The sequence below is a fragment of the Hymenobacter negativus genome, assembly GCF_017571495.1.
GTDB classification, from domain to species: Bacteria; Bacteroidota; Bacteroidia; order Cytophagales; family Hymenobacteraceae; genus Hymenobacter; species Hymenobacter negativus.
The window spans coordinates 163,310-185,971 of the sequence record NZ_JAGETZ010000001.1 but is presented as its reverse complement, the minus strand read 5'-3'; the positions used below and the strand labels follow the sequence as shown (position 1 = coordinate 185,971).

At 59.6% G+C, this 22,662-nt stretch carries 23 protein-coding genes and 1 tRNA gene; 19 read left to right on the top strand and 5 right to left on the bottom strand.

The annotated features are described in order from the left end of the window. Positions 1–41: 41 nt before the first annotated feature. The 4 genes from J4E00_RS00765 (at position 42) to J4E00_RS00750 (ending at position 2,202) form a co-directional block, all read left to right on the top strand. Entirely contained in the window at positions 42–737 is a 696-nt protein-coding gene (locus J4E00_RS00765) for a hypothetical protein (protein ID WP_208173097.1), read from the top strand. Between the two features lie 57 nt (positions 738–794). Then, entirely contained in the window at positions 795–983 is a 189-nt protein-coding gene (locus tag J4E00_RS00760) for a hypothetical protein (protein WP_208173096.1), read from the top strand. Between the two features lie 93 nt (positions 984–1,076). After that, entirely contained in the window at positions 1,077–1,370 is a 294-nt protein-coding gene (locus J4E00_RS00755) for a hypothetical protein (RefSeq protein ID WP_208173095.1), read from the top strand. A 73-nt stretch (positions 1,371–1,443) separates the two neighbouring features. Next, a complete protein-coding gene (locus J4E00_RS00750) occupies positions 1,444–2,202 on the top strand; it encodes a hypothetical protein (protein WP_208173094.1) in 759 nt (252 codons plus the stop codon). 198 nt (positions 2,203–2,400) lie between these two features. Here J4E00_RS00750 and J4E00_RS00745 read toward each other — a convergent pair whose 3' ends face one another. Both J4E00_RS00745 and J4E00_RS00740 read right to left on the bottom strand, forming a co-directional pair. Next, on the bottom strand, positions 2,401–4,299 hold the full coding sequence (locus tag J4E00_RS00745) for a DUF2075 domain-containing protein (RefSeq protein ID WP_208173093.1): 1,899 nt from the start codon (positions 4,297–4,299) through the stop codon (positions 2,401–2,403). A 2-nt stretch (positions 4,300–4,301) separates the two neighbouring features. Beyond that, the gene (locus tag J4E00_RS00740; protein ID WP_208173092.1) at positions 4,302–4,634 is read right to left on the bottom strand and encodes a nucleotide pyrophosphohydrolase; all 333 of its coding nucleotides are present in this window, start codon (positions 4,632–4,634) and stop codon (positions 4,302–4,304) included. A gap of 158 nt (positions 4,635–4,792) precedes the next feature. Between J4E00_RS00740 and J4E00_RS00735 the strand changes: the two genes are divergently transcribed. The 9 genes from J4E00_RS00735 (at position 4,793) to J4E00_RS00695 (ending at position 11,915) form a co-directional block, all read left to right on the top strand. Continuing rightward, positions 4,793–5,305, top strand: coding sequence for a hypothetical protein (locus tag J4E00_RS00735; RefSeq protein ID WP_208173091.1), 513 nt, complete (start codon positions 4,793–4,795; stop codon positions 5,303–5,305). Further along, positions 5,295–6,791 (top strand): terminase large subunit domain-containing protein, encoded by a 1,497-nt coding sequence (locus J4E00_RS00730; RefSeq protein ID WP_208173090.1) that lies wholly within the window; start codon positions 5,295–5,297, stop codon positions 6,789–6,791. Before J4E00_RS00735 ends, J4E00_RS00730 begins: the two co-directional genes overlap by 11 nt. 300 nt (positions 6,792–7,091) lie before the next feature. Then, positions 7,092–7,394 (top strand): hypothetical protein, encoded by a 303-nt coding sequence (locus J4E00_RS00725; RefSeq protein WP_208173089.1) that lies wholly within the window; start codon positions 7,092–7,094, stop codon positions 7,392–7,394. Between the two features lie 3 nt (positions 7,395–7,397). Further along, entirely contained in the window at positions 7,398–8,669 is a 1,272-nt protein-coding gene (locus J4E00_RS00720) for a hypothetical protein (RefSeq protein WP_208173088.1), read from the top strand. Positions 8,670–8,691: 22 nt separating this feature from the next. Then, complete coding sequence (locus J4E00_RS00715; RefSeq protein ID WP_208173087.1) at positions 8,692–9,636, top strand: DUF6712 family protein; 945 nt, start codon at positions 8,692–8,694, stop codon at positions 9,634–9,636. Beyond that, the gene (locus J4E00_RS00710) at positions 9,636–10,145 is read left to right on the top strand and encodes a hypothetical protein (protein ID WP_208173086.1); all 510 of its coding nucleotides are present in this window, start codon (positions 9,636–9,638) and stop codon (positions 10,143–10,145) included. The genes J4E00_RS00715 and J4E00_RS00710 overlap by 1 nt, the downstream gene beginning before the upstream one ends. After that, positions 10,142–10,945, top strand: a complete 804-nt coding sequence (locus J4E00_RS00705) for a hypothetical protein (protein WP_208173085.1) — start codon at positions 10,142–10,144, stop codon at positions 10,943–10,945. The genes J4E00_RS00710 and J4E00_RS00705 overlap by 4 nt, the downstream gene beginning before the upstream one ends. Positions 10,946–10,948: 3 nt before the next feature. Beyond that, the gene (locus tag J4E00_RS00700; protein WP_208173084.1) at positions 10,949–11,404 is read left to right on the top strand and encodes a glycoside hydrolase family 73 protein; all 456 of its coding nucleotides are present in this window, start codon (positions 10,949–10,951) and stop codon (positions 11,402–11,404) included. A gap of 4 nt (positions 11,405–11,408) precedes the next feature. Continuing rightward, the gene (locus J4E00_RS00695) at positions 11,409–11,915 is read left to right on the top strand and encodes a hypothetical protein (RefSeq protein ID WP_208173083.1); all 507 of its coding nucleotides are present in this window, start codon (positions 11,409–11,411) and stop codon (positions 11,913–11,915) included. Between the two features lie 151 nt (positions 11,916–12,066). Here J4E00_RS00695 and J4E00_RS00690 read toward each other — a convergent pair whose 3' ends face one another. After that, positions 12,067–12,393: a hypothetical protein gene (locus tag J4E00_RS00690; RefSeq protein WP_208173082.1), complete on the bottom strand. Its 327-nt coding sequence runs from the start codon at positions 12,391–12,393 to the stop codon at positions 12,067–12,069. Between the two features lie 361 nt (positions 12,394–12,754). Between J4E00_RS00690 and J4E00_RS00685 the strand changes: the two genes are divergently transcribed. Next, on the top strand, positions 12,755–13,285 hold the full coding sequence (locus J4E00_RS00685) for a hypothetical protein (RefSeq protein WP_208173081.1): 531 nt from the start codon (positions 12,755–12,757) through the stop codon (positions 13,283–13,285). Further along, the gene (locus J4E00_RS00680; protein WP_208173080.1) at positions 13,285–17,451 is read left to right on the top strand and encodes a hypothetical protein; all 4,167 of its coding nucleotides are present in this window, start codon (positions 13,285–13,287) and stop codon (positions 17,449–17,451) included. Before J4E00_RS00685 ends, J4E00_RS00680 begins: the two co-directional genes overlap by 1 nt. A gap of 78 nt (positions 17,452–17,529) precedes the next feature. Here J4E00_RS00680 and J4E00_RS00675 read toward each other — a convergent pair. Then, a tRNA-Asp gene (locus J4E00_RS00675) sits at positions 17,530–17,603 on the bottom strand. A 298-nt stretch (positions 17,604–17,901) separates the two neighbouring features. Between J4E00_RS00675 and J4E00_RS00670 the strand changes: the two genes are divergently transcribed. The 4 genes from J4E00_RS00670 to J4E00_RS00655 all read left to right on the top strand — a co-directional run bounded on the left by J4E00_RS00670 (position 17,902) and on the right by J4E00_RS00655 (position 21,273). Continuing rightward, a complete protein-coding gene (locus tag J4E00_RS00670; protein ID WP_208173079.1) occupies positions 17,902–18,849 on the top strand; it encodes an acetyl-CoA carboxylase carboxyltransferase subunit alpha in 948 nt (315 codons plus the stop codon). Between the two features lie 30 nt (positions 18,850–18,879). Continuing rightward, the gene (locus J4E00_RS00665) at positions 18,880–19,728 is read left to right on the top strand and encodes an MBL fold metallo-hydrolase (RefSeq protein WP_208173078.1); all 849 of its coding nucleotides are present in this window, start codon (positions 18,880–18,882) and stop codon (positions 19,726–19,728) included. A gap of 100 nt (positions 19,729–19,828) precedes the next feature. Further along, positions 19,829–20,596: a patatin-like phospholipase family protein gene (locus tag J4E00_RS00660; protein WP_208173077.1), complete on the top strand. Its 768-nt coding sequence runs from the start codon at positions 19,829–19,831 to the stop codon at positions 20,594–20,596. Positions 20,597–20,700: 104 nt separating this feature from the next. Then, on the top strand, positions 20,701–21,273 hold the full coding sequence (locus J4E00_RS00655; RefSeq protein ID WP_208173076.1) for a 1-acyl-sn-glycerol-3-phosphate acyltransferase: 573 nt from the start codon (positions 20,701–20,703) through the stop codon (positions 21,271–21,273). A gap of 137 nt (positions 21,274–21,410) precedes the next feature. On the opposite strand, the gene J4E00_RS00650 is transcribed toward J4E00_RS00655, so the two are convergent. Beyond that, on the bottom strand, positions 21,411–22,658 hold the full coding sequence (locus J4E00_RS00650) for a sensor histidine kinase (protein ID WP_208173075.1): 1,248 nt from the start codon (positions 22,656–22,658) through the stop codon (positions 21,411–21,413). Between the last annotated feature and the right edge of the window lie 4 nt (positions 22,659–22,662).

Sequence of the window (22,662 nt, the reverse complement as noted above, 5' to 3'; positions counted from 1 at the left end):
CTCACTCTTTAGCAAAGCCGCTATTACTTCCCTTATTCCTCATGAAAAAATTTCTTTCGGTGCTCAGCGTGTGCACCTTTTTGCTGGCCCTGGTGGGCATGGCCATCAACCACTTTCCCGCCCAGGCGCAGGCCGTGGCGGCCTACGTGCCCCACGGTGCGGCCTTTATCACCTTGATGGTTGGCACCGGCGGCAGCGCCCTGGCCTGCGTGGTGGTGCCCATCACCGACATTGTGCTCGACGACTGCCCCAACCCGGGCGGCCTCACGGACCTGCACGTGATTCGCCGGCGCGACATTGAAACCTTTCCGGCCGCTGGCGCCGACAAGGTGACCATTGCCACGGCCATTGTGCCCAAGGCCGGCTGCGGCTTTGCCAAGTGGGAGTTTGCCCAGGACTCGGGCGAAGTGAACCACAAATCGGGCGGTGACGCCGGCAACCAAAGCATCACCCACGAGCTGAACGTGTACGTGCCCCGGGGCGCAGCTTCGACCGATGCCGTGATTCAGGCCGCCCTCAACGGCGACTTCGTGGTGATTGGCCGCGACAGCAACGGCAACCTGCGCATCGTCGGCGACGAGCGGCGCGGCGTGAAGTTCGAGCACGATTACAAGTCGGGCAAAAAAGGCGGCGACAAGAACGGCACGGACTTCAAGTTTTCGGGCGAAGGGTTTACCCACGTGCCCTACTACTACACGGCCGCTATCCCCTTGCTCGAGGCCAGCTCCGGTTCTTAAGTCGCGGCCAGGCCGGCGGGCCAAGCAATCAATTTTCTCACCTAATTCACTCAACTCATGGCACTGACCAAGTATGAGCTGGTAAACACCGACAAGCTCAAGGGTGTCTATTTTGAAGGCCGCACCATTCCCCTCGACAAAATCACGGACGAGCTGGCCGAGCGGATGGAGGGCAAGACCCACATCCTGAAAAAGAAGTCGCCCGCAGCTGCGGCCAAGGCCATCGCGGCCGCTGCGACAGCTTAAGCCGTGAAATAACTGATTTATCGTTCGTGTTTTATTCCTTAGCCAAACAGCCTCGCCCGACCGGGCGGGGCTGTTTGGCTTTTCCTGCATCCCATGTCGCTTTCCCGTTTCACCCTGTCCGTATTACCGCAATTGGCACCCTTTTTAGTGCAGCGTGCCCAGGCCAACGAGGCGTTGCAAGCCGCGCTTGATGACGGGCTGGAAGACTACACGGAAGGGGCGGAGGTCATGCTCACGGCGCTGAGGGCGCTGCTCGATGAGTACCTGCACGAAGGCCAGCAACAGTTGTTCGAAACCAACCAGGCGCTGGAGCCTTTCACCTGGCTGGCCATCTCGGACCAGCTGGAGGCCGTGCAGGCCTTCCGCGACCTGCTCGGGGAGGCCTAATTCCGTCCTACGGACCGCCTACCCACGCGGATAGCTTTGATTTCAACCAACCTGAATTTCAAGCTTTCCGCGTATGGAACACCCCCTCAACAATGTGATTACCTGGCTCGAAGCCGGGGCCAATGCCGACTACCGCACCGGCGTGCTGTTGCTGCAGGAGCACGGCGGCCGCCGCACCCTAGTCAACCTGCTTTTGCGCAAGGAATCCACCAGCAACCGCGAAAAGCTACGCTACGAGCTGGTTAAAATCGGCTGCCAGGGCCGCTTGCAGGACGTGGCCGAAGTACTGAATCACTTCGCCCAGAACGTGCAGGGCGCGGTGCCGTTGCCCGTCAATGCGGAGGACGTAGCCCCCTCGCCGGACTTCGCTTCGAAGGCAACAGCCCCAGCAGAGCAGCCCGCTCCAGAAGCCGTGACCGAAGCCGTGAAGGCCGACGTGGACGCCATTACCCAACTCATGCAGGGCCTCTACAACCACCGCTGCCAGCTGAGCAACGGCTTGGCCGACTTGCCCGAGGGCGAGGGGCCCCGCGTGGTGGGCGATATCCTGTGCCTGCAAAACCAGTACAACGCCCTGGCCGAGAAACGCCGCCGCTTGGTGGCTGGTGAGCCGGTGGCTCCTGAGCAGCCCGCTGCGGAAGCCGCGCCAGTGATTGACCGCGCTCAGCTGGCCAAAGACCGCCAGAACCTGCGCTCGAACCTGAGCAAAACCAAAGGCAAGCTGGCCAAGGCGGCGTCGGAGGCCAAGAAAGCCGAGCTGGAGCAGAAAATCGCACAGATGGGCGTAGAACTGGCCCACTTGGATATGCAGTTGGCGCTGCCGCAGGCATGAGTCGGCTGCTGCTGAGCCTAGGGCTCGCCATGTGCACGCCGCCTATTCACTTTCAACAGGCACCGCGGCCGTCGCCGCGCTAGACCCATCACCGGCAGCGCGTGCACGAGCGCCGCTAGGCCCTCTCGTGGATGACGATCCTTTAAGAAAAAAACTAATTTCGAACGCGGGTATTACTCCTCTACGCAGCTTCAGATATCAAGCCAATGCTGTAGTTACTGCCTTTGCACTTGGGACGCTTGCGAGCTTCTCCCGGAAGAATAGTTCTGTTTCCTTATCCGTGAAGTAGACGTAGCAGCCAAGCATGCCCCGGGTCATGAGCGTGCGATAGGTGTTTTTGATAATGGCGTCTAGCAACGCGGTAGTTTCAATGGGCCGGGCCTTGCTCATCTTCTTGTGACCACGTACTGTCATGTCCGACTTTGCCCGCTTATTGGCATCGGTAATGACCTGCCCGTTGCGAATAATAAAATCGGGCCCTACAATAACCCCAACATAATCTACCTCCAATCCTTGACAGGTGTGGATGCAGCCAATCTCCTTCACTGATTCAGGATTCAGAATCCACAACCCCCCGTCCCGGGTTAGGTTCCACCGAATAGCGAAGTCGTGCTCTGGTATTACCACATCGTAGATCCCATCAATGATTTTCTTTTTGTTCGGCCACGTCCAGCAATATCCGGCTACTAACCGGGCTTTGTTTCGTTCTAGATTTTTGTTTTCAATAATGGCCCGTAACGTATTCGGACTGTCTACCACCTGGAAATCAAATCCGAGGGGTACTGCTTCCTGTTTTTCAAGCGTAGGAAGTCCGAGCGTTTCATCCAGCCAATTCAGATAAGCATCTGATCCATTACAACGAAATTGGGACAGCAAGTGCAACTCTTCGACTTCTGCACCGGCCGCTGCTGCTAATCGCCGTATTTCGGCTTTGCTGCCGATATCTTTCAACGTCACGCGCTGCTTCTCATCAATAAAGAAGACCGTGACCTTGGCTGCATCAATAAGCTCCTTGATCTGATTTGATCCGTAATTGCCATACAGACCTGACTTTTCATTTAATCTGTGACTCTCGTCCACAATCAAGGTGTCGAAGACGGTCGATTCCGTATTATAGAACGCCCCAGAGCCCGAAAACATGCTTGTTATGCGGTTCTTCTTCAGGGTGCCTTGTAGCATCAATTGAAAGACATCCCTCGGCGCGCTGTTCTTGGTGACATACCGCACGACTTGTCGCTCTTGAGTCAGCGCTACCATCAAGTTAATGGCCACCAATGATTTGCCGGTGCCAGGTCCTCCTTGTACTATTAGGACCCTCTTTCGATCTGGGTTTGCCTGCAACGCCAGTTTGAAGGCATTTTCGAACACGACCTTCTGCTCATCCACGAGGACGAATTCCCGGTTGCCGCCCAGCATCGAAGACAGGCTGTCCGCCAAACTCTTACTGGGCCGCAGCTTTCCCGAGTCGATGCGTTGCATGATGCCCGTGCTGTCGCCACTCGTGATGTGCTGCTTAATAAATTCCAGAAATTTTTCGCCATCTTCTTTGTAGAAGATAGGAGCTAGGGCTACATAGTCAGTATATGCTTCGCTGGTAAGCACATCGTCTTGCACATAATTGTGCAGGTAAGCACAGGGATGCAACTGGATGTTTTCCTCTTGGACCGTGACATTGAAGTCCTCCAATAAAGCGGCATAGGACCATGCCTGATAGGATGGGTGAGCGACATCCTGTTCTCCGTGCTCAAAACGGGTTCGCACAAGCCCACTCTTGTCCGTTGCGAAGGCCTTTGTCCACTGTTTGAGTTCGACGATGATTACATGGTCCATGTCGCCTTGTCGACCAGTAATCATAAAATCAATCAGCTTGCCGCTGTACGGAATTTTGTATTCAATACAGATCCCGCAGTCCGCGGGAATTTCGGGATCCGCCAGCAATACAGCCATGGTCTGCAGTGAATGCTTCCACGCGAGTTGTTGTGATTTACCGACCCCGTGTTTTAGTTTTTCTTTCACTAATTCGAGGATAAGTGTATCAATCGCGTTGGTTCGGATATCTTTTAAATACTCCTGCTTCGTTTTCTGGTAGACAATCATGGTTACAGTTCGTCGTATTTAGTGGCCGTTCCTTTTGCTTTGCTGACAGGATATTTTTCTGCGTTGCAGGCGATCTTCTCGTGCATCAGCTCCTCAATGCTCCAGCCGTATTTATCCGCCAGCTGCACCGCATAGAGCAGTACATCCGCTAACTCTTCCCGAACCCTAGTTGGATTGGCTGATTCGGCTGTTTTCCATAGGAATTGTTCATTTAACTCTGCTGCTTCAATGCTCAAAGCCAGTGCTAAGTCCTTGGCGTTGTGGAACTGGGCCCAGTCGCGCTCGTCACGAAATTGGCGCAGTTGCTGGAGGATGGTTTCGATGGATGGACTCATTAGTGATGTAACAAGGCAAAAAGCAGAAAGGTGTAAGATCGCGTGCTAGTGGTACGTTCAGGTAAACAGCCATTCATATACAGGCTAAAGTAAGCGCTAATTTCCGTCCTACTGGTGCCTTAAGCGGGATTGCTACTTAAGTGGCAATCCCGCTTTTTATGAAAAAACTTGGAAAGGGCGATAAGCTCGATAAATACCGTTCGCACCTGATGGACGGCGGAGACCTCAAGTCCGACGAGCTGGAAATGCTGGCCAAGTACCGCAAGGCCCACGGCCTGCTCTGCCTGGGCTTTGGCCGCAACCAGGTGCTGGCCACGCTGGAGAAGGAATACGAGCTGAGCCAGCCGCAGCTCTATGCCATCGTGCGCGACAGCATCAAATTGTACGGCAGCATCGAGGAAGTCGATAAAAAGGGCCAGCGTGTCATTTCCCACGAGAACTACAAGCTGCTGGGCAACCTGGCCCGCAAGAATGGCGACATCGGCGCGGCCATTCGCGCCCAGGAAAACGCCGACAAGCTGCTGGGCCTGTTCGAGGCCGAAAAGACGGTGCTCGACCCCAAGGCCTTCCTGATTCCGGTGCCGATGGACTTCAGCACCGACCCGGCCGTGCTGCGCGAGCAGGAAATGACCGAAGACACCGATTTTGAGGACGTGAGCGATGAAGCGTAGCAACTACGAGCAGCAGCGGCGGCGCATCTACGTCAACGAAAAGCAGCGGCAATTCCTGGCCGCCAAGCAAAAGCGGCGCAGCTACGTGGGCGGGCGCGGCTCGGGCAAAACCACCGTGGCCGGCCACGAAACGCGGGTGGAAATGAACTACCTGCCCCGGGCCAAGGGCTTTCTGGCGGGCCTCACGTACACGCAGCTCACCAGTAACACAGTGCCGGCAATGGAAGGGGCCTGGCAGGCCCACGGCCTGCGCGAGTACGACCCCAAATCCGGCTTTGGGCACTACGTGAAGGGCAAGCGCCCGCCGGCCGACTGGATTAAGCCCTACCAGCCGCCCAGCAATTACGAGAACGTCATTAGCTTCCTGAACGGCTACACCATCCAGCTGCTGAGCATGGACCGGGCGGAGCTGGCCCGGGGCGGCAACTACGACTTCGGCCACATCGACGAGTCGGCCCTGATGAAGGAGGAGCACGTCAATAAAATCCTGCGCCCGATGATTCGGGGCAATATCTACCGCTTCACCGACGAGCACCACCAAACCTTCTGCGATTACACGTCCGTGCCCTGGCTGCCGAGTGGCCAGTGGGTGTTCAAGACCGAAGACCTGGCCAAGGAAGACCCCGAAAACCACTTTTTCCTTGAATCCACGGCCTACGACAACGTGCACGTGCTGGGCGAGAAGTACCTGCGCGACCTGCGCAACGGCATGACGCCCCTGGAGTGGGACGTGGAGGTGATGAACAAGCGCCTCACCAAGCTGCCCAACTCGTTCTACCCCAGCTTTAACGAGGAGAAGCACGGCGTTTGGAAAACCTACTCCTACGTCCACGACGATGAGAGTGGGCTCACCCTCAGCATTGATAGCGACCGCGACCCCAAACGCTTACTGGAGCTAAGCTTTGACTTCAACGCCGCCTTTACCTCCCTCATCCTGTGCCAGGAGCACGGCATGGAGTTCCGGATGCTCGATGCGCTGTGGGTCAAGCAGAGCAGCACCACCGTAGTCGATGCGTTGGTAGAGAAGTTCTGCGACACCTACGAAAGCCACGAGCGCAAGGAACTGCTCCTCTACGGCGACCGCAACGGCAACAACAAGCAGGTGGGCTCGAACCTCACGCTCTACCAAACCATCCAGCAGGGCCTGGCCGCCCGGGGCTGGAAGTCCACGCTCATGGTGCAAGGCCTCGACCCCGACCATCGGCTCAAGCACATTGCCATCAACCAGCTGCTGGCCGAGAATAACCCGCGCCTGCCTGTGATGCGCTTCAACCGCAACAAGTGCAAGTTTCTCATCATCTCGATTCAGCAGTCGCCCATCAATCCCGACTGGACTAAGAATAAGAACAGTGAGAAAAGCAGCATCGACCAGGAGCGCGCGACTCACCTCTCGGACTGCTTTGATAACATCGTGTACCGCAAGTACGGCCACCTCTTTGGTCAGGCCCAGGCCTACGAGCCGGTGTACTTCTTAGGCCGTGACTAACCTGGCCAGCGGCACCTAGTGGCAATTGCCATCTGCATTAATCAATAAACGGCCCTGGTACCATTGTCAGGGCCGTTTTTGCTTTCCGGCCCACCCCGCACCCCCGTTCATATATTCCTCAAAAATTGCCGTTTTGGCAATTGCCAAACGCTAAAGGGCGCGCTCTCTCGCGTGGGTCACGCAATAAAAAAACGGCCGCCGGCCGGCCGTTGTGCCTGATTTTCAAACGGCGAGGTGGAAAACACGCAATAATATTTTTCCGTCCTATTCGCCGGCGGGCGAAACTGGCAATTTGAGTCCATGCAACGGATTCATTTACGCACGGTGCTGGCCGAAATCGACCAGCACGAGGAGAACGGCCAGGGCCGGGCCTTTTCGCTCCAGTACTTCAAAACGGATGGCACCCGGGGCCGCAAGCCCGCGGCCCGCAAGGGCGGCCTCTCGGGCGTGGGCCCGGCGGCCAGCCCCACCAGCGGCGGCTTCCGCTACAAAGTCAAAGAGAAGGGCACGCTTCAACTGGTGGACTGCGAAACCAGCCAATCCTTCGCCCTCAAAATCTGCCTGCTCACCCACTTCAACGGGCAGCGCATTCTACATGCCTAAGCCATGAAACGGGAAATTAGAGAATTAGAAGGCGGGCTGTTCATCCTGCCCGGCGCGCAGGCCCTGGTGGAGCTGACCAAGAGCGACAAGGCCGAGGACGTGAACTACGGGGCCGCGCCGCTGACCAGCGGCGGGCTCAAGATTGCGCCCTGGGGTAAAAACAACCTGCAACCGCAGGAGATGCTGGCCCTGATTTACAGCAACCACCTCAAGCCGCAGCTCATCACCACGGCCCGCGACTTTTTGCTGGGCTCGCGCATCGGCTGCTTCACCCGCAAGGTGGTCGAGGGCAAAATCGTGGTCGAGCCGGTGATTGACCCCGAGATGGAGGCGTGGTACGAATCCATCGACGGCGACTCGACCATGCAGAGCCTGGCCTACAACCTGGAAGGCTTCGCCAACTACTTCTCGGTGTTCTCGCTGGCCTCGAAAAACTACGTGGAGGGCATCCAGAGCTTCGACGCCACGGTGGCCCGGGCCCTGGTCACGACCAAGGCCCGGCCCGACCGCTACGCCCTGCACCACGACTGGCGCAACTTCCGCACCGACGAGGCCAAAATTCTGCCGGCCTACGACCCGCTCAACCCGAGTAAGTTCGGCGAGTGCCTGCTGCACGGCCGCGACTGGACGCCGGGCCAGAAGTACTACGACGTGCCGCCTTACTGGGGCTCGAAGATGTGGACGCAGGTCAGCAACAAGGTGCCGCGCTTCCACAACTCGGGCCTCGACAACGGCTACAACCTCAAGTACCACATCAAAATCCCGCAGGGCTACTTCGACCAGTTTGGTGAGACGCCTGAAAAGCGCAAGGAAGCCGAGCTGGCGCTGATGGGGGCGATGAACGAGATGCTCAGCGGCGTGGAAAATGCCGACAAGGCTTTCGTGAGCAAGTTCGCCGTGGACGCCACCGGCAAGCCGCTGCCGGGCTGGGAGATTGTGCCCATCGAGAACAAGATGAGCGACAAGGCTTACGATTCGGTCAACACCCAGGCCAACATTGCCCACACCAGCGCCCACGGCATCGACCCGAGCCTGGCCGGCATCGACACCGGCGGCAAGTTCGGCGGCAGTGGCAGCGAGAAGCGCATCAGCTACCAGCTGCACATCGCCCTGCGCACCCCGCAAAAGCGCAAAATCCTGCTCAAAACCCTGCAGGCGGCCCACAAAATCAGCGGCTTCAACCCCGCCCACTTCTTCGGCTTCGAGGACATCGACATCACCACGATTGCCGACAACCCGACCGGCAAGCAGAAAGTGGTCAATTCTTCCATGTAGTAGCTGCCTATCCGCTAAGTATATGCTATTCAATAACGTACTCGAATTAAAAGCCCACTTGGGCACGGTGCACCGCAACCTGGAGCCCGACACGCTGCTGAGCTTCATCGGCCAGGCCGAGGCGCTGCACCTGGGGCCGGTGCTGGGCGAAGGCCTGGTGGCGCAGCTGGGCAACCTGCCGGCGGAAGAGGCTCCGGCCCACTTGGTGGCCCTGCGCGAGAAGTTCCGCGCCGCCCTGGCCTACTACGTGGTACTCGAAGCCGCCCCGTTCCTGAGCGTGGGCTTCGGCGACCTGGGCCTGGTGGAGGCCAGGACCGAAAAAGCCGCTCCCTCGCGCCAATGGGTCTACAATAACTTCGTGGAAGCCGCCGCCGCTTCGGCTGATAAGCTGCTCGACGTGGCCCTGGCCTGGCTCGATGCCCACGCGGCCGACTATGCCGAGGAGCTGGATTCGAGTGAATACCGTAGCCGCAAAAGCCTGCTCATCGGCTCGGCCGCGCAGCTGGGCCAGTACGTGGCCACCGGCGGCAGCCGGCGCTTCTTTCTGGCCCTGCTGCCCACGCTGCGCCAGGTGGAGGAGTTTGAGATTGGCGACGTGTTGGGGGCGGACCTGCTGGAGCAGCTGCGCGAGGGCCTGGCCGGCGGCGAGCAGCCCAGCCCCGAAACCACCAAGCTGCTGGGCCTGGTACGGCCGGTGCTGGCCCACCGGGCCTTCGCCCAGGGCGTGCTCAGCCTGAGCGTGGCCCTGAGCGGGGCCAGCCTGCGCCTGCTCACCGACAACGAGGCCATCCGCGAACGCCAGGCCGCCAGCCCGGCCGCCGTTTCCGCGCTCAGCCAACAGGCCATTGCCACGGCCGACCGCTACCAGGCCAAGCTCGTGGCCCACCTCGACGCGCTCACGCCCACGGCCGCCCCGCAGGCGGTGCAGGTGCGTGACAACACGGGTTCGCCCACCTTCTGGGTCTGATGATGGGCCCCCGTTTCCCGAATCTGGAACTGCTGGCCGTGGCGCTGGCCGGCCTGAGCGGCCTGATTGAAAAGCACGTGTGGTCGCCGGCCTACACCTACTACCTGCTGCTGGTGCTGGTGGTGCTCGACGTGCTGACCAACAATCTGGTGCTGGGCAAGCGCCTGGTGCCGCGTAACCTGGTGCTGCGCCTAGCGGCCTACACCGTCATTCTGGCCTTTGCCCATGGGTTTTCGGCCAACGAGCCGGGCTTGTTTTTCCTCTCGCAACTGGCAATGGCCCCCTTCGTCATCGTGCACCTGCGCCGCCTCATCATCTCTTTCGGCAAGCTCGATTTGGTCGATGGCGACGTGGCCACGCTGCTGAGCAAGCGCATCACCCGCGCCGATGAGGCCGCCGCTGAAGCCGCCACCAAGCCCGCCGCCACCGCGCTGGAGGAGCCCACGCCCGCTCCGGAGCCACTGGCGCTACCGGAAGAATCGACCGCTGCTAGTCCCCTCGTCCCATGATTCGCTTTCGCCTCGACAACCGCCCCCATTTCCTGCCCGAACACTGGGGCGAAGCCACCCCTGCGCAACTGCGCGCCGCCGCCCCCCACCTGGCCCACGATAGCGTAGCTGCCCGGCTGGCGGTGGTGCGGGCCTGGTGCCCGAAGCTGCGCGATAAGGACGTGCGCAAGCTCACGCCCGACCAGCTCTGGGACGTGTGCGCCCTGGTAGGCTGGGCCTGGCAGCTCGAAGGCGCGGCCCTGACGCAGTTCGAGCACCGCAGCCGCACCTACCTGCTGCCCGAACCCAAGCTGCTCGATGCCGTGCTGGTGGAGTACGCGCTGGCCAGCGTCTACTTCCACCAGTTCGCCAAGCCCCAGAACCCGCAACTCACGGCCCTCGACAGCCTGGTGGCCACGCTCTGCCGGCCGGCGGTGGCGGGGCTCGACGAAAACGACCCGACCTGGGACGGCCAGCGCCGCGAGAAGTACAACGCCAAGCTGGCCGAGGCCCGGGCCCTGGAGCTGGTCGACTTGCCCATTGCCCTGAAAATGGTGGTGCTGCACCGCTTCCTCGATGCCGAGCGCTTCATCCACCAGGCCTACGCCGACCTATTCAAAAAAGCCGCCCCCGCCGGCGAGGGCCCGGTGCCCAAACCCAAGCCGGCCGGCGACGGCACCCAGGTGCTGGAGGTGCTGGCCGATTTGGCCGAGCAGGGCACTTACGGCACCTACGAGCAGGCCTCCTACACCCGCGTGCATACCGTCTTGTTCAACCTGGCCAAAAAGGCCCGCCGCCGGCGCGAAGCCGAGAGAGAATAGTTTATGACCCCCACTGATTTTATTGCCCGTTACGCCCCTGCGGCGCAAAAAGCCTGCGCCGGTACCGGCCTGCTGGCCTCCATCAACCTGGCCCAGGCCATCCTGGAAAGTGGCTGGGGCGAATCCGGCCTGACCAAAAGCGCCCACAACTTCTTCGGCCTGAAGGCTGGCAGCAAGTGGCGCGGCCCGGTGGTGACGCTGCCCACCAAAGAAGAGGTGAACGGCAAACTCATCACCGTCATGGCCGCGTTCCGCCAGTACCCCACGCCCGAAGCCGCGTTTGCTGACCGCGTGCTGTTGTTCCGCACGCTCAGCCGCTACCAGCGCCTGTTTCAGGTCGATACGTTCGAGGCCGAAGCCCGCCTGCTCAAGGAGTGCGGCTACGCCACCGACAGCCAGTACCCGGAGAAGCTCATGGCCATCATTCGCAAGTACAACCTCACGCGCTTTGATAGTTAGGCCCATGCCAACGAGACTCCTCTTCGTCGCCGTTTCTCTGAGCCTGGCCAGCTGCGCCGGTACCGGCCCCAACGTGTTCAACCGCACCGAGCCGTTGCCGGTGGAAGTCGCCTGTTTGCCGCCGCTCGACTCCCTGGCGAAGTTGCCCGCCTACCTGGTGCCGGCCCCGGCCGGCAGCACCCCGCGCCAGCGCCGGCAGTGGCAGAAGGCCCAGGCCGCCAACCTGGCCCGCGCTGGCGTGCTGCCCACCAACGTCAAAAACAGCAGCCTGGCCTTGGGTGCCAGCAGCGTGGCCACCACCATCACCAAGCCCAGTGGCCCGGTGGCCACCGGTGCCAGCAGTGCCACGGATAACACCAAAGCCGGGCAGCGAGGCGGGGCCGCCGCCACAGCGTTGGACGCCGTCGCCTCGACTACTACAGAAAGATGGCTAAGCAGTTGGTGGTGGCTAGCACTGCTCGGTGCTTTGGTGTGGTGGCAGCGTAAACGACTGTGGGCACTACTGGCTTAGGGCGATAGCCTATCCGGTGAATAACGTGCCTTCTGGGCAACATCATGGCATACCAGCGCTAAAAGCACGAGTGCCTGAATAACAAAAGGTCCGACCTCTGAGGTCGAACCTTTTGTTATTCAGGCACTCGTGTACTGAATGGACGGATGAACTAGCGCCGCTGTTGTAGACCCGTCCGATAGCCCCACCAGTAGTACTGGTCATCGGAACCGCTCGGGGAACCGTTCATTGAATCTTGAGCCATGGCGATTTCGGCATCTACCGCTGCGTAATAGTCTGGCGTTCCTTTGCCATAGGTGGCAGCGGCCGCATCTACAAAATCACGCCCCTGATAGAGACCTGCAAAAAAATAGTCGTTATCGGGGTAAACCGCTTTTACAGAAACGGCCGTGGTGGCTAGGCCTACTGCGTTGGCGGGGAGGCAGGTGGAGCCGGAAAACAGCGTCACCATGGCGAGAAAAATGCTTGCTTTTTTCATGGGAAAAATGAAAAGAGATGAAAGGATTACGGCCCGGTCAGGGGACGTATTGGGTTAGTAAAGAAAGCCTATTAAATTATGCAGGGAAAGGACACTTTGCCAGTGATTTATACATCATAAATGGCTAATATATAAGAAGAAAAGCCAAATAAATACAGCTTGTATTTTACTTGTGGACTGGTGGGTAAGCTGGACCTGCCGATTAGCAAATTGACTGTAAGTGGTTTGTGAAGGGTGTATAAAAATCTAAAAAACATGTCATTTGTGACTTCAGACCAATTGGCTGGGACTGGAAAAAAGGATAGGTGGGCGGGCTTTTTTCGTCCTATGCCCCGCTGAGACTTGCCCGCATCTTGGGGGCATGAGTGACTATTCGGCCGACTTTCAGCGCATCCTCGACGAGGAGTTGGGCAACTACGCCGCCCGGGCCCTGGCCGAGCTGGCGGCTGCCATTCAGAAGAAGGGCTTGGTCTTCACCGAGGAGCTGCTGCAGTCGCTCCGGTCGGAAGTCGTAGCCGCCTCAGCGCGCCACGTGGCCAGCATGGGCATTGCCTTCGCCGAGTACGGCCGCATCCGCGACATGAAGGGCCTCAACCGCAAGCGGGCCCCGCCCATCGAAGAAATGGAAGCCTACGTGGCCAAGGTGGGCCTCGACAAATTCAACTACGTGCCGGGCTACCGCTACGGGCAGTTTCCCCTCACCAAGGCCGTGGCCATTAACCGCATCGCCTGGGGCCTGGCCCGGGCCAAGGTGCGCGACAACAGCGCCGTGCGCCCCAAAGCCTGGTTCGCTAAAACTTTTTATTCCAGCATCAACCGCCTCATCGACGGGGTGACCACCCGCTACGCCGCCCAAACCGGCCAGCACATCGCCGCTCGCATTCGACTCTAATGGCCAACGTAAGACAGGATAACGTCCAGATTAAGCTGGAAATTGACGGCTCGCAGTCGCGCACCGAACTTGACAACCTCACCCGCAAGGCCCAGGTGCTGCAGGACGGGATGAAGGGCCTGAAAAAGGGCTCGGAGGAATACGTGAACGCCAACAAGGAACTGAGCCAAGTGCGCGGCCGGATGGAGGAGCTGCGCAACGAAATCGGCCTCACCTCGCTCACCAGCGACCAGCTCAAGGCCAAGTCGCGTGAACTCAACCGCGAACTGGGCCAGCTCACGCCCAACACCGAGTCCTTCCTGAACAAGGCCGAGGAACTGGCCGCCGTGGATGCGCGCCTGGCCCAAGTACGCGCCGAAGCCAAGGGGGTGAAAGAGGAGTTGAACAACGCCGGCGGCGGGGTGCTCGACTTCATCAAAAAGGCGGCGGGCTTTGCCGGCATCCAGCTGGGCGTGCAGGCCGCCATTAGCGGGCTCAAGCAGTTGGGCAGCGAGAGCATCGACGCGGCGGCCAAGGGCAGCGACTCGATTGCCGACATGGAAAAGAGCCTCAACCTGACCACGGCCGGGGCCAAAGCCCTGCGCGGCCAGCTGGAAGGCATCGACACCCGCACCGCGCAGAGCGAGTTAGAAGCCATCGCCGTAGGAGGGGGCCAGTTGGGCGTGGCCGCCGCCGACGTGGACGAGTTCACCCAGTCGGTAGACCAGGCCGTGGTGGCGTTGGGCGATGAGTTCACCGGCGGGGTGGCGGACGTGACCAAGAGCATCGGCGGCTTGCAGAAGCTGTTCAAGACCACGGCCGACCTCAAGCCCGACCAGGCCATCACCAAAATCGGCTCGGCCCTCAACGCCCTGGGCGCGGACGGCAGCGCCACCAGCCCCGTCGTTGCCGACTTTACGGCGCGCATTGGCCAACTCGGCGACCTGGCTCCCGAAATCACCCAGACCCTGGGCCTGGGCGCGGCGTTCCAGGAACTGGGCTTGTCGGCCGAAATATCCAGTGGCGGGCTGAGCAATATCCTGCTCACCGCCTCGAAGGACACGGCCGGCTTCGGCAAGCAAATTGGCCTCACCAGCGCTGAATTTCAGCAGCTCATCAACACGGACCCCAACGAAGTTATCCTGCGCCTGGCGGCCAGTTTCAAGGGCGCCAGCAACACGGAAATCATCTCCACGCTCGATAAGTTGGGCATCAAGTCGCAGGAAGCCACGAAGGTGGTGAGCCTGCTGGCCAGCCAAACCGACATCGTGCGCCAAAAGCAGGCGCTGGCCAGTGCCGAGTTTGCCAAGGGCACGAGCCTCACGGACGAGTTCAACAAGAAGAATACTAACGCGGCGGCGGAGGTGGCCAAAGCCGAGAAGGGGTTTGCGCAGTTCCGGCAGGAGCTGGGCGAGCTACTGATTCCCATCTACATCAAGTTCCTCCAGTACGCGGGGCTGCTGCTCGACGTGCTCAAGGCCGTGCCCTCGTTTGTAGCAGAAAACAAAACCGCCTTTGGGCTGCTGGCCCTGGCGGTGCTGGCCTTCAACGCCGAACAAATCAAGGCGCAGGCCTCGACGCTGCGCACCCTGGTGCTGCAAAAGCTCGTGGCCCTGGGCGTGCTCACGGAGGTGGAGGGCAAGTACACCCTCATCACGGCCACCGAGTTGCAAACGGCGGCGCAGGAAGGGCTCAACACGGCGCTGGCGGCCAACCCCATCGGCCTCGTTATCACGCTGCTGGCCCTGTTTGCCTTTGGCCTGAAGCAACTCTACGACCGCAGCGAGGCTTTTCGGGCGGCCGTCGATAGTTTGTTCACCATGCTGCGGCCCTTGGGCGCGCTGTTCGGGAGCTTGTTCGACCAGCTGGTGCCCCTGGGCAAGGAACTGGGCGCGTTCTTCAGCAGCTTCAGCACCGGCAAAGGCGGGCTGGAGCTATTCGGCCAGGTGGTAGCGGTCGCCGTGGTGCTGCCCCTCAAGACGCTGGTCGCCGGCGTGCAGCTGGCCATCGACGCGCTGGGGCTGTTCATCGACGCCAATAAGCGGGTGGCCAATTTCTTCGGGGCCAATTTTAAAATTGACGACACCGCGTTCGACACCTTCACCCAGCACGCGAAGGCCAACGCTAAGTCGATTCTAAGCACCCTCACGGGCCAGGACGGGGCCGAAGCCAAGGCGGCGCAGACCAAGCGCTACAACGATTACTACGCCGAATTGCAGCAGCGGGAGCACCTGCGGCTGCTGGCTGCGGAGCAGGCCCGAGCCGAGGAAAAGAAAGCGGCGGTGGCGAAAAAGGCGGAGGAAGCCAAAAACGACCTGGAAAGCCTGAAGGAGCGGCTGGCCAACATCAAAGCCGCCCTGGCCCTGGTGCAGCAGGGCTCGGCGGAGGAACTGCGGCTGAAAATTCAGGAGGTGGCCACCAAGCGCGACATCGACCTGCTGGGGGAGAAAAAAACGGCCGGCGACCGCAAGGTGGTTGTGGCGGAAGCTGCCCGGGACATCCGGCAGCTCAAGGCCGATTTCGCCAAAAAGGAGCAGGAGGAAGCCGAGAAGCGGGCCAAGGAGCAGGCCGACGTGGAGAAAAAGATTGCCGACCTGAAGGCTGCGCAGCTCACCGACGAAACCGAGCGCAAAATCCTCCAGCTGCAGGCGGCCGCTGAAAAGGAAAAGGCCACGGCCAAGGGCACCGCCGAGCAGGTGGCTGAGCAGCGCAAACTCCTCGACGCGAAGCTGGCCACCGACATCGCGGAACTACGCCGCGCCCGGGCCCAGAAGGACGCCGAGGAGGAGTTAGGCATCGAAAAGCAGCGCAACGACCTTATTGTAAACGAGTGGGTGCGCCGGGCCGCGCAGCTGCGTACGGCCGCAGCCGGCGAGCAGTTGAAAATTCTCGATTCCGACCGCAACGCGGCCGAGAAGCGCCGCTTGGTGCAGGAAAAGCTCCAGCGCGACTTGCTCCAGCTCGAAGCCGACCGGGTGCGCCAGCAGGCTGAAATCGAGGCCCGCATCCTGGCCATCGACCAGGACATTGCCTTGCGCCGCATCGAGCGCCGCCGGCAGCAGTCGGCCGAGTTCAGCGCGGCCCGGGCGCAGGCCGATGCCGACGAGCAGGCCCTCCGCCGGCAGCAGCTCGATGCGCAGTACGCCGAAGAGTATTTTCAGCAGGGCATTTCGGAGGATACGAAGCTGGCCATCACCCGCCGCTACCTCGATGAGAAGCAGGCGCTGGAGGAAGAATACGCCGACCGGGCCAAAGCCCGCAACCAGGCCGGGGCCGAATTTGCGCTCAACATCGGCAGCCAGGCCATCCAAACGCTGAGCGATTTTGCCAAGATTGATGGCGACAAGGAGCTGATACGCATCGAGCGGAGCAAGAAGCAGCGCCTGGCCCAGCTCGAATTGGAGTACAAAGCCGGGCGCGTGGCCAAGGAGTCATACGAGCAGCAGAAATCGAATATCGAAGCCAACTATGACCTTCAAACTCGTAAGGTCAAGAAGGAGGCAGCTGAGAAGGATAAGGCGTTTAATATAGCCCAGGCCATTATTGCCGGTGTGCTGGCCGTGCTCAAAGCCGGTGGGCCATTCACGCCCACTGGCTTTGCCACAAGTATTGCAGCAGCTGCCAGCGTAGCCAAAATCATTGCCACGCCCATTCCCGAGTTTGCCAAGGGCACCCTCTTCGGTGGCGACAAGCTGAAGCTGGGCTGGCGCGAGAAGGTGCGGCGCTTTGCCTCCGGCGGCATCAACCCCGTGGCCGGCGTGCCTTCCGTGGGCCAGCTGCACGGCGGGGGCGGCATCCGGATGGTGGACGGCGCCACGGGCGAGCACCTGGGCGAGTGGGAGCGGGGCGAGCCCTACATGATTCTGAGCCGCGACACCTACGCCAACAACCGCGAGCTGGTCGATGACTTGCTCGACACAAGCATCAACCGGGGCGGGGCACCAGTGCGCCGGCGGGGCGCTGGCTACTACGAGGACGGTGGTACGCCGGGCGGTGCACCAGGTGCAGGCGGTGGTACCACGGGCGGCAGTAACCAGGAATTGGTGCAGGCCGTGCGTGAGACTCGGGACGCGGTACTGGGCCTGCCCAGCCGGCAACGCATCGATTGGACCAATGAGGACACAGCCAACATCGAGGACCAATTGGCTGAGCGAGAAAGCGACCGCGACAGCAACGCCATTCGATAGGGTGTGCCACTGAAAATGCCTCTGAAAAAACAAAAAGGCCATTTCCGTGCTGGAAATGGCCTTTTTAGCAAACGTCTGCGGTCTGGACGGGACTCGAACCCGCGACCTCCGCCGTGACAGGGCGGCATTCTAACCAACTGAACTACCAAACCGTTTGCCTTGGTGGAGAAGCCGTGTGCTTTTCCGTTTTGGTGATACAAAGGTAGGGTAAGAAAACCGCGCCCTGCAAGCCAGGGGCTAATATTTTTCTAAAAAGAAGGCCAACTTAGAGCTTGATGGTTGTTTCTCAGGGGGATTATTTTTCGCTGCCGGTCGCAACGATGGATGTTTTACCTTTGCCATCCGCTTGTAAGGCGGCATTTGGTGGTGCAGGTCGCGGCTTCTAGACCCGTTTAGCTTGCGCCATCCGTTATTTTCGCCTTCCCACTCCCGTAAACCCGAACGTAGCTCATGCTCCTCGACTTTGAACAACCCATCGCTGCCCTTGAAGGCAAGCTTCTCGAAATGCAGAAACTCGCGGCCGACAGCGAGGTAGACGTGAGCGAAGCAGTAGCGGCTCTGGAAGCTAAAATCAAGACCCTTAAGAAGGAAACCTTCGCTAACCTTACCCGCTGGCAGCGGGTACAGCTGTCGCGCCACCCGGAGCGCCCCCAGATGCTGGATTATATCACGGGCATGGCAGAGAAGTTTGTGGAGCTCCACGGCGACCGCACGGTGGGCGACGACAAGGCCATGGTGGGCGGCCTGGGTGAGCTGGATGGGCACACCGTGATGTTCATCGGCCAACAGAAAGGACACAACACGAAAGAACGGCAGTACCGGAATTTTGGAATGGCAAACCCCGAGGGCTACCGCAAGGCTTTGCGCCTGATGAAGCTGGCCGAGAAGTTCAACGTGCCAGTGGTTACCTTAATTGATACCATGGGCGCTTATCCGGGCCTAGAGGCCGAGGAGCGGGGGCAGGGCGAGGCCATTGCCCGCAACCTGAAGGAGATGTTTATGCTGAAAGTGCCGGTTGTCTGCGTCATCATTGGCGAGGGGGCCAGCGGTGGAGCCTTGGGCATTGCCATCGGCGACCGGGTGCTGATGCTGGAAAATACCTGGTACTCGGTGATTTCGCCGGAGTCGTGCAGCAGCATTCTGTGGCGCTCCTGGGACTACAAGGAGCAAGCCGCAGAGGCGCTCAAGCTTACGGCGACGGACATGAAGAGCGCCGGGCTGGTCGATGGCATCGTGAAAGAGCCGCTGGGTGGGGCCCATACAGCGCCCGAAGTGATGATTGATACTCTAAAAAGTACATTGCTCAAAACCCTGAAGGAATTAACTGCTATTTCTTCCGAGGACCGAATTTCGCAGCGCATTGATAAGTTTTCGGCAATGGGCGTAGTGGTAGAGTAGCTTTTTAAGCTGTTAGCTAATAGCTAGATTATGAAAATCCATACCCTTGATACCGGTCTTTTTAAGCTGGATGGCGGGGCCATGTTTGGCGTGGTGCCGCGCAGTATGTGGCAGAAGTTGAACCCGCCCGATGCCAATAATATGTGCACCTGGGCCATGCGCTGCCTACTGATTGAGGACGGCGGCCGGCTGCTGCTCATCGACAATGGTATTGGCGACAAGCAGGATGAGAAGTTTCGGGGGCACTTTTACCTGCACGGCGACGACACGCTGGAAAAATCCCTGCGCAAGCTGGGCTTCAGCAGCACGGATATCACCGATGTATTCTTGACGCATCTGCACTTCGACCACTGCGGGGGCTCGGTGCAGCGCCGGCCCGATGGTGTGCTGCAGTTGGCCTTTCCAAACGCTACCTATTGGAGCAACGAAGCACACTGGGACTGGGCCGTAACGCCCAACCCGCGTGAGAAGGCCAGCTTTCTGAAGGAAAATATCCTGCCGATTCAGGAAAGCGGACATTTGAAGTTTATCGACCTGCAAAAAGGTGTGCCCGATGCGCTGCCGCAGTTTCGCGAAATCATTCTGGCCGATGGGCACACCGAGAAAATGATGGTGCCGGTGATGGACTACAAAGGCCGGACACTGGCTTTTATGGCCGATTTGCTCCCTAGCGCCGCGCATATTCCACTGCCCTACGTGATGAGCTACGACGTGCGCCCGCTGCTCACCATGCCCGAGAAGGAAGCAGTGCTGCGCCGCGCGGCCGAGGATAATTGGGTGCTGCTGTTGGAGCACGACCCCACCAACGAGGCCTGCACCGTTCAGCTGACAGATAAGGGCATTCGCCTGGACCAAACCCTGCGTCTGGCTGACTTATAGGAGTGGAGTCGGTTGTGACGACGGATTTTGCGTAACGAAAAGCCGCCGGGCGGGCTATTGCTTGCCGGCATACGCTTACCATTCATCAACTAATACCACCATGGCCCAACTGGGTTTGGCTTTATCGGGCGGCGGTGCCCGGGGCATTGCGCATCTGGGGGTGCTGGCGGCCCTCGACGAGTTGCAGTTGCCGGTGGCAGAACTGGCGGGCGTGAGTTCCGGGGCCATTGCCAGTGTGTTTTACGCAGCTGGATTTGCTCCGCGCGAAATTCTGCGGCTGCTGATGTCCACCAACGTGTTTCGGCTCACGCGGCCTGCATTCAGCCGGTTTGGGCTACTGCATTTTGATGCGGTGGAACAGCTATTGGCCCGGCACTTGGGCAGTACCCTCAATTTTGAAGATTTAGACCGGCCGGTGACGTTGGTGGCGACGGACCTGATGGTGGGCGAGTCGGTGTATTTCAATACTGGGCCGCTGCTGCCGCCACTACTGGCCTCATCGGCGGTACCCATTATCTATCGGCCGGTGGAGTATCAGGGACGGCAGCTGGTGGATGGCGGCTTGCTTAATAACCTGCCGGTGGAGCCGCTGCTGGGCCGTGCGGGCCTGCGCGTGGTGGGCGTGCACTGCAATCCAATCAATCCGGAGGCAAGAATACCTACGTTCCGCCGCTTGATTGAGCGAACCTTGCATCTGGCCATCAATGCCAACACGCCGGCCCGTAAGGTGAAATGTGACCTGCTGCTGGAGCCACCTGAACTGCGGCACTATCGCCCGCTGGGCTATAAGCGCGGGCCGGAACTGTTCGACATCGGCTATCGCTACGCCATGAACCAAGCCACGGAGTTGCGGACGCTGCTCCAATAGAAAAGTGCATTTGGCCTCAATAACCCATCTTTGCTGAAATAATGGCCCATCCGGGCTTTTTGCTGACCAATTTATTTTCCGCTTTCTAGACTGCCTTTTATCCGATGCCCGCTCGCAAAACCTCGACCTTCTGGTATTACATGGCCAAACTCGTATTCGGAGTGGCCGGCTGGCACCTGGGCGAAATCAACGATTCGGAAATCAAGAAAAGCATCATGATTGCGGCTCCACACACCAGCAATTGGGACCTCATTCTAGCCCGCGCCGCCTTTTATCTCATGGATGTAGACGTGCGCTTCACCGTGAAAAAGGAGTGGACTGAGCATTGGGCATTGGGCTGGCTCGTGAAAGCCATTGGCGCGCTGCCTGTGGACCGCAGTCGCAACAACAGCCTCGTGGATGGCATGGTACAGCTTTTCAATGAGCATGATGAGTTAGTTATTCTCATCACCCCCGAAGGTACGCGGGCTTACCAGCCACGCTGGCGCAAGGGCTACTACTTTGCCGCACTAGGAGCAGGGGTGCCTATCCGCCTGGGCTACCTCGACTATGCCAAGAAGGAAGCCGGCATCGGAAAAGCCGTGTGGCCCAGCGGCGATTACGAGGCCGATGAGGCAAAAATCAAGGCGTTCTACCGCACAAAATCAGGCCGTTTTCCAGAGAAAGGTGTGCGCTAGACTAGTTTCAGAGAAGCAAAATCAGTATCTCCTGCTGAGCACAGCCGAAGCATTTTTACCGTGCAAGTGATTGTTCACTTTTGCAGTAGAGATGCTTCAACTGTGCTCAGCAGGACGTACCGGTTTACCTTGTTAGTCTAGCCGGGACCGTTCTTACCGTGTAGGAATATTCGGAACGTTGTGCCCTGGTGCTCTTGGCTTTCTACGGCCACGCTACCGCCGTGGCCTTGCACCAGGCGGTTGACCAGAAACAGGCCAACCCCGGTGCCTTCACCCACCTGCGGATGGAAGCGCCGGAAGAGGTGAAATAACTCGTTGCCGTAGCGGTTTAAGTTCATCCCTAAGCCATTATCGGCTACCTCCAGCACCGGAAGCCCATCGGTTTCGTAGCTCCGCACGCGGATGTACGGTGCCCGGTTAGGCTCGTGGTATTTGAGGGCGTTGCTAAGTAGGTTTAATAGGATGGTGCGGAGGTTGCTACGCACATACGTGAGCATAGGCAAGGCATTGAAGTCTGTTTCAACCTCGCCTTGGGTGGCAATAAGCTGCGGCTGCAGGACCTGTAGCACATCGGTAGCCACATCAGCAAAAGATATGGACTCAGTAAATTGCTCGCCGTGGCTGCGCTGCTCCTGCACCACCGCTGCCAGGTCGGTGATGGTGGTGGACAGGCTCTGGAGCGAATCGTCAATCAGGCGCAGCACCACGGCCTCCTCGGGGTCGTGGAAGGTGGCAGAACGGCGCAACTCATCAAACAGGCCATTCAGGTTATTTACCGGTTGGCGCAGGTCGTGGCTGGCGGCGTATACAAAGTTGTCGAGGTCCTGATTGGTGCGGGCCAGCTGCTGGTTGCGGGCAATAATGGCCTCATTGGCACTGCTAAGCTGGGCATTTTTGTCGTGTAGCTCCTCTCGAATAGTGGTGAGCTCAGCCAACGAATCGCGCAGCTGGCGGTTCACGCCCTGCAGTTCGGAATGGTAGCGGGCCACATATTGCCGCCACTCGTTTTTCTCGATGGCGTGGGCCACCGTTTTGGTCAGCAACTCGCGGTCAAACTCCTGCTTCACCAGATAGTCCAGGGCGCCGCTGTTGAGGGCGCGCACGGCCAGGGTTTCGCTGCCGCCGCCGGTTATCATCACCACGCACAGGGTATCGGGCGGAGCCAGGGCCTGGAGGCCTTCGAGCATGGTAAGGCCGTCGGTGTCGGGCAGGTTATAGTCGAGCAGTACACAGTCGGGCTGCCATTCTTTGAACAGCGCCAGACCGTCCTCGCCCGAGGAAGCTTCGGCAATTTCTACTCGCATGCTGGCCATTCCCTGGCCCAGGTAGCGGCGATATAGCATCCGGTCTTCCGGATTGTCGTCGATAAGCAGTATTCTCTTCACTCGC

What these genes read in the sequence shown, in the direction of transcription:
- J4E00_RS00765 (WP_208173097.1), top strand. Translation starts at nt 42, where the DNA reads ATGAAAAAATTTCTTTCGGTGCTCAGCGTGTGCACCTTTTTGCTGGCC.
- J4E00_RS00760 (WP_208173096.1), top strand. Translation starts at nt 795, where the DNA reads ATGGCACTGACCAAGTATGAGCTGGTAAACACCGACAAGCTCAAGGGT.
- J4E00_RS00755 (WP_208173095.1), top strand. Translation starts at nt 1,077, where the DNA reads ATGTCGCTTTCCCGTTTCACCCTGTCCGTATTACCGCAATTGGCACCC.
- J4E00_RS00750 (WP_208173094.1), top strand. Translation starts at nt 1,444, where the DNA reads ATGGAACACCCCCTCAACAATGTGATTACCTGGCTCGAAGCCGGGGCC.
- J4E00_RS00745 (WP_208173093.1), bottom strand. Translation starts at nt 4,299, where the DNA reads ATGATTGTCTACCAGAAAACGAAGCAGGAGTATTTAAAAGATATCCGA.
- J4E00_RS00740 (WP_208173092.1), bottom strand. Translation starts at nt 4,634, where the DNA reads ATGAGTCCATCCATCGAAACCATCCTCCAGCAACTGCGCCAATTTCGT.
- J4E00_RS00735 (WP_208173091.1), top strand. Translation starts at nt 4,793, where the DNA reads ATGAAAAAACTTGGAAAGGGCGATAAGCTCGATAAATACCGTTCGCAC.
- J4E00_RS00730 (WP_208173090.1), top strand. Translation starts at nt 5,295, where the DNA reads ATGAAGCGTAGCAACTACGAGCAGCAGCGGCGGCGCATCTACGTCAAC.
- J4E00_RS00725 (WP_208173089.1), top strand. Translation starts at nt 7,092, where the DNA reads ATGCAACGGATTCATTTACGCACGGTGCTGGCCGAAATCGACCAGCAC.
- J4E00_RS00720 (WP_208173088.1), top strand. Translation starts at nt 7,398, where the DNA reads ATGAAACGGGAAATTAGAGAATTAGAAGGCGGGCTGTTCATCCTGCCC.
- J4E00_RS00715 (WP_208173087.1), top strand. Translation starts at nt 8,692, where the DNA reads ATGCTATTCAATAACGTACTCGAATTAAAAGCCCACTTGGGCACGGTG.
- J4E00_RS00710 (WP_208173086.1), top strand. Translation starts at nt 9,636, where the DNA reads ATGATGGGCCCCCGTTTCCCGAATCTGGAACTGCTGGCCGTGGCGCTG.
- J4E00_RS00705 (WP_208173085.1), top strand. Translation starts at nt 10,142, where the DNA reads ATGATTCGCTTTCGCCTCGACAACCGCCCCCATTTCCTGCCCGAACAC.
- J4E00_RS00700 (WP_208173084.1), top strand. Translation starts at nt 10,949, where the DNA reads ATGACCCCCACTGATTTTATTGCCCGTTACGCCCCTGCGGCGCAAAAA.
- J4E00_RS00695 (WP_208173083.1), top strand. Translation starts at nt 11,409, where the DNA reads ATGCCAACGAGACTCCTCTTCGTCGCCGTTTCTCTGAGCCTGGCCAGC.
- J4E00_RS00690 (WP_208173082.1), bottom strand. Translation starts at nt 12,393, where the DNA reads ATGAAAAAAGCAAGCATTTTTCTCGCCATGGTGACGCTGTTTTCCGGC.
- J4E00_RS00685 (WP_208173081.1), top strand. Translation starts at nt 12,755, where the DNA reads ATGAGTGACTATTCGGCCGACTTTCAGCGCATCCTCGACGAGGAGTTG.
- J4E00_RS00680 (WP_208173080.1), top strand. Translation starts at nt 13,285, where the DNA reads ATGGCCAACGTAAGACAGGATAACGTCCAGATTAAGCTGGAAATTGAC.
- J4E00_RS00670 (WP_208173079.1), top strand. Translation starts at nt 17,902, where the DNA reads ATGCTCCTCGACTTTGAACAACCCATCGCTGCCCTTGAAGGCAAGCTT.
- J4E00_RS00665 (WP_208173078.1), top strand. Translation starts at nt 18,880, where the DNA reads ATGAAAATCCATACCCTTGATACCGGTCTTTTTAAGCTGGATGGCGGG.
- J4E00_RS00660 (WP_208173077.1), top strand. Translation starts at nt 19,829, where the DNA reads ATGGCCCAACTGGGTTTGGCTTTATCGGGCGGCGGTGCCCGGGGCATT.
- J4E00_RS00655 (WP_208173076.1), top strand. Translation starts at nt 20,701, where the DNA reads ATGCCCGCTCGCAAAACCTCGACCTTCTGGTATTACATGGCCAAACTC.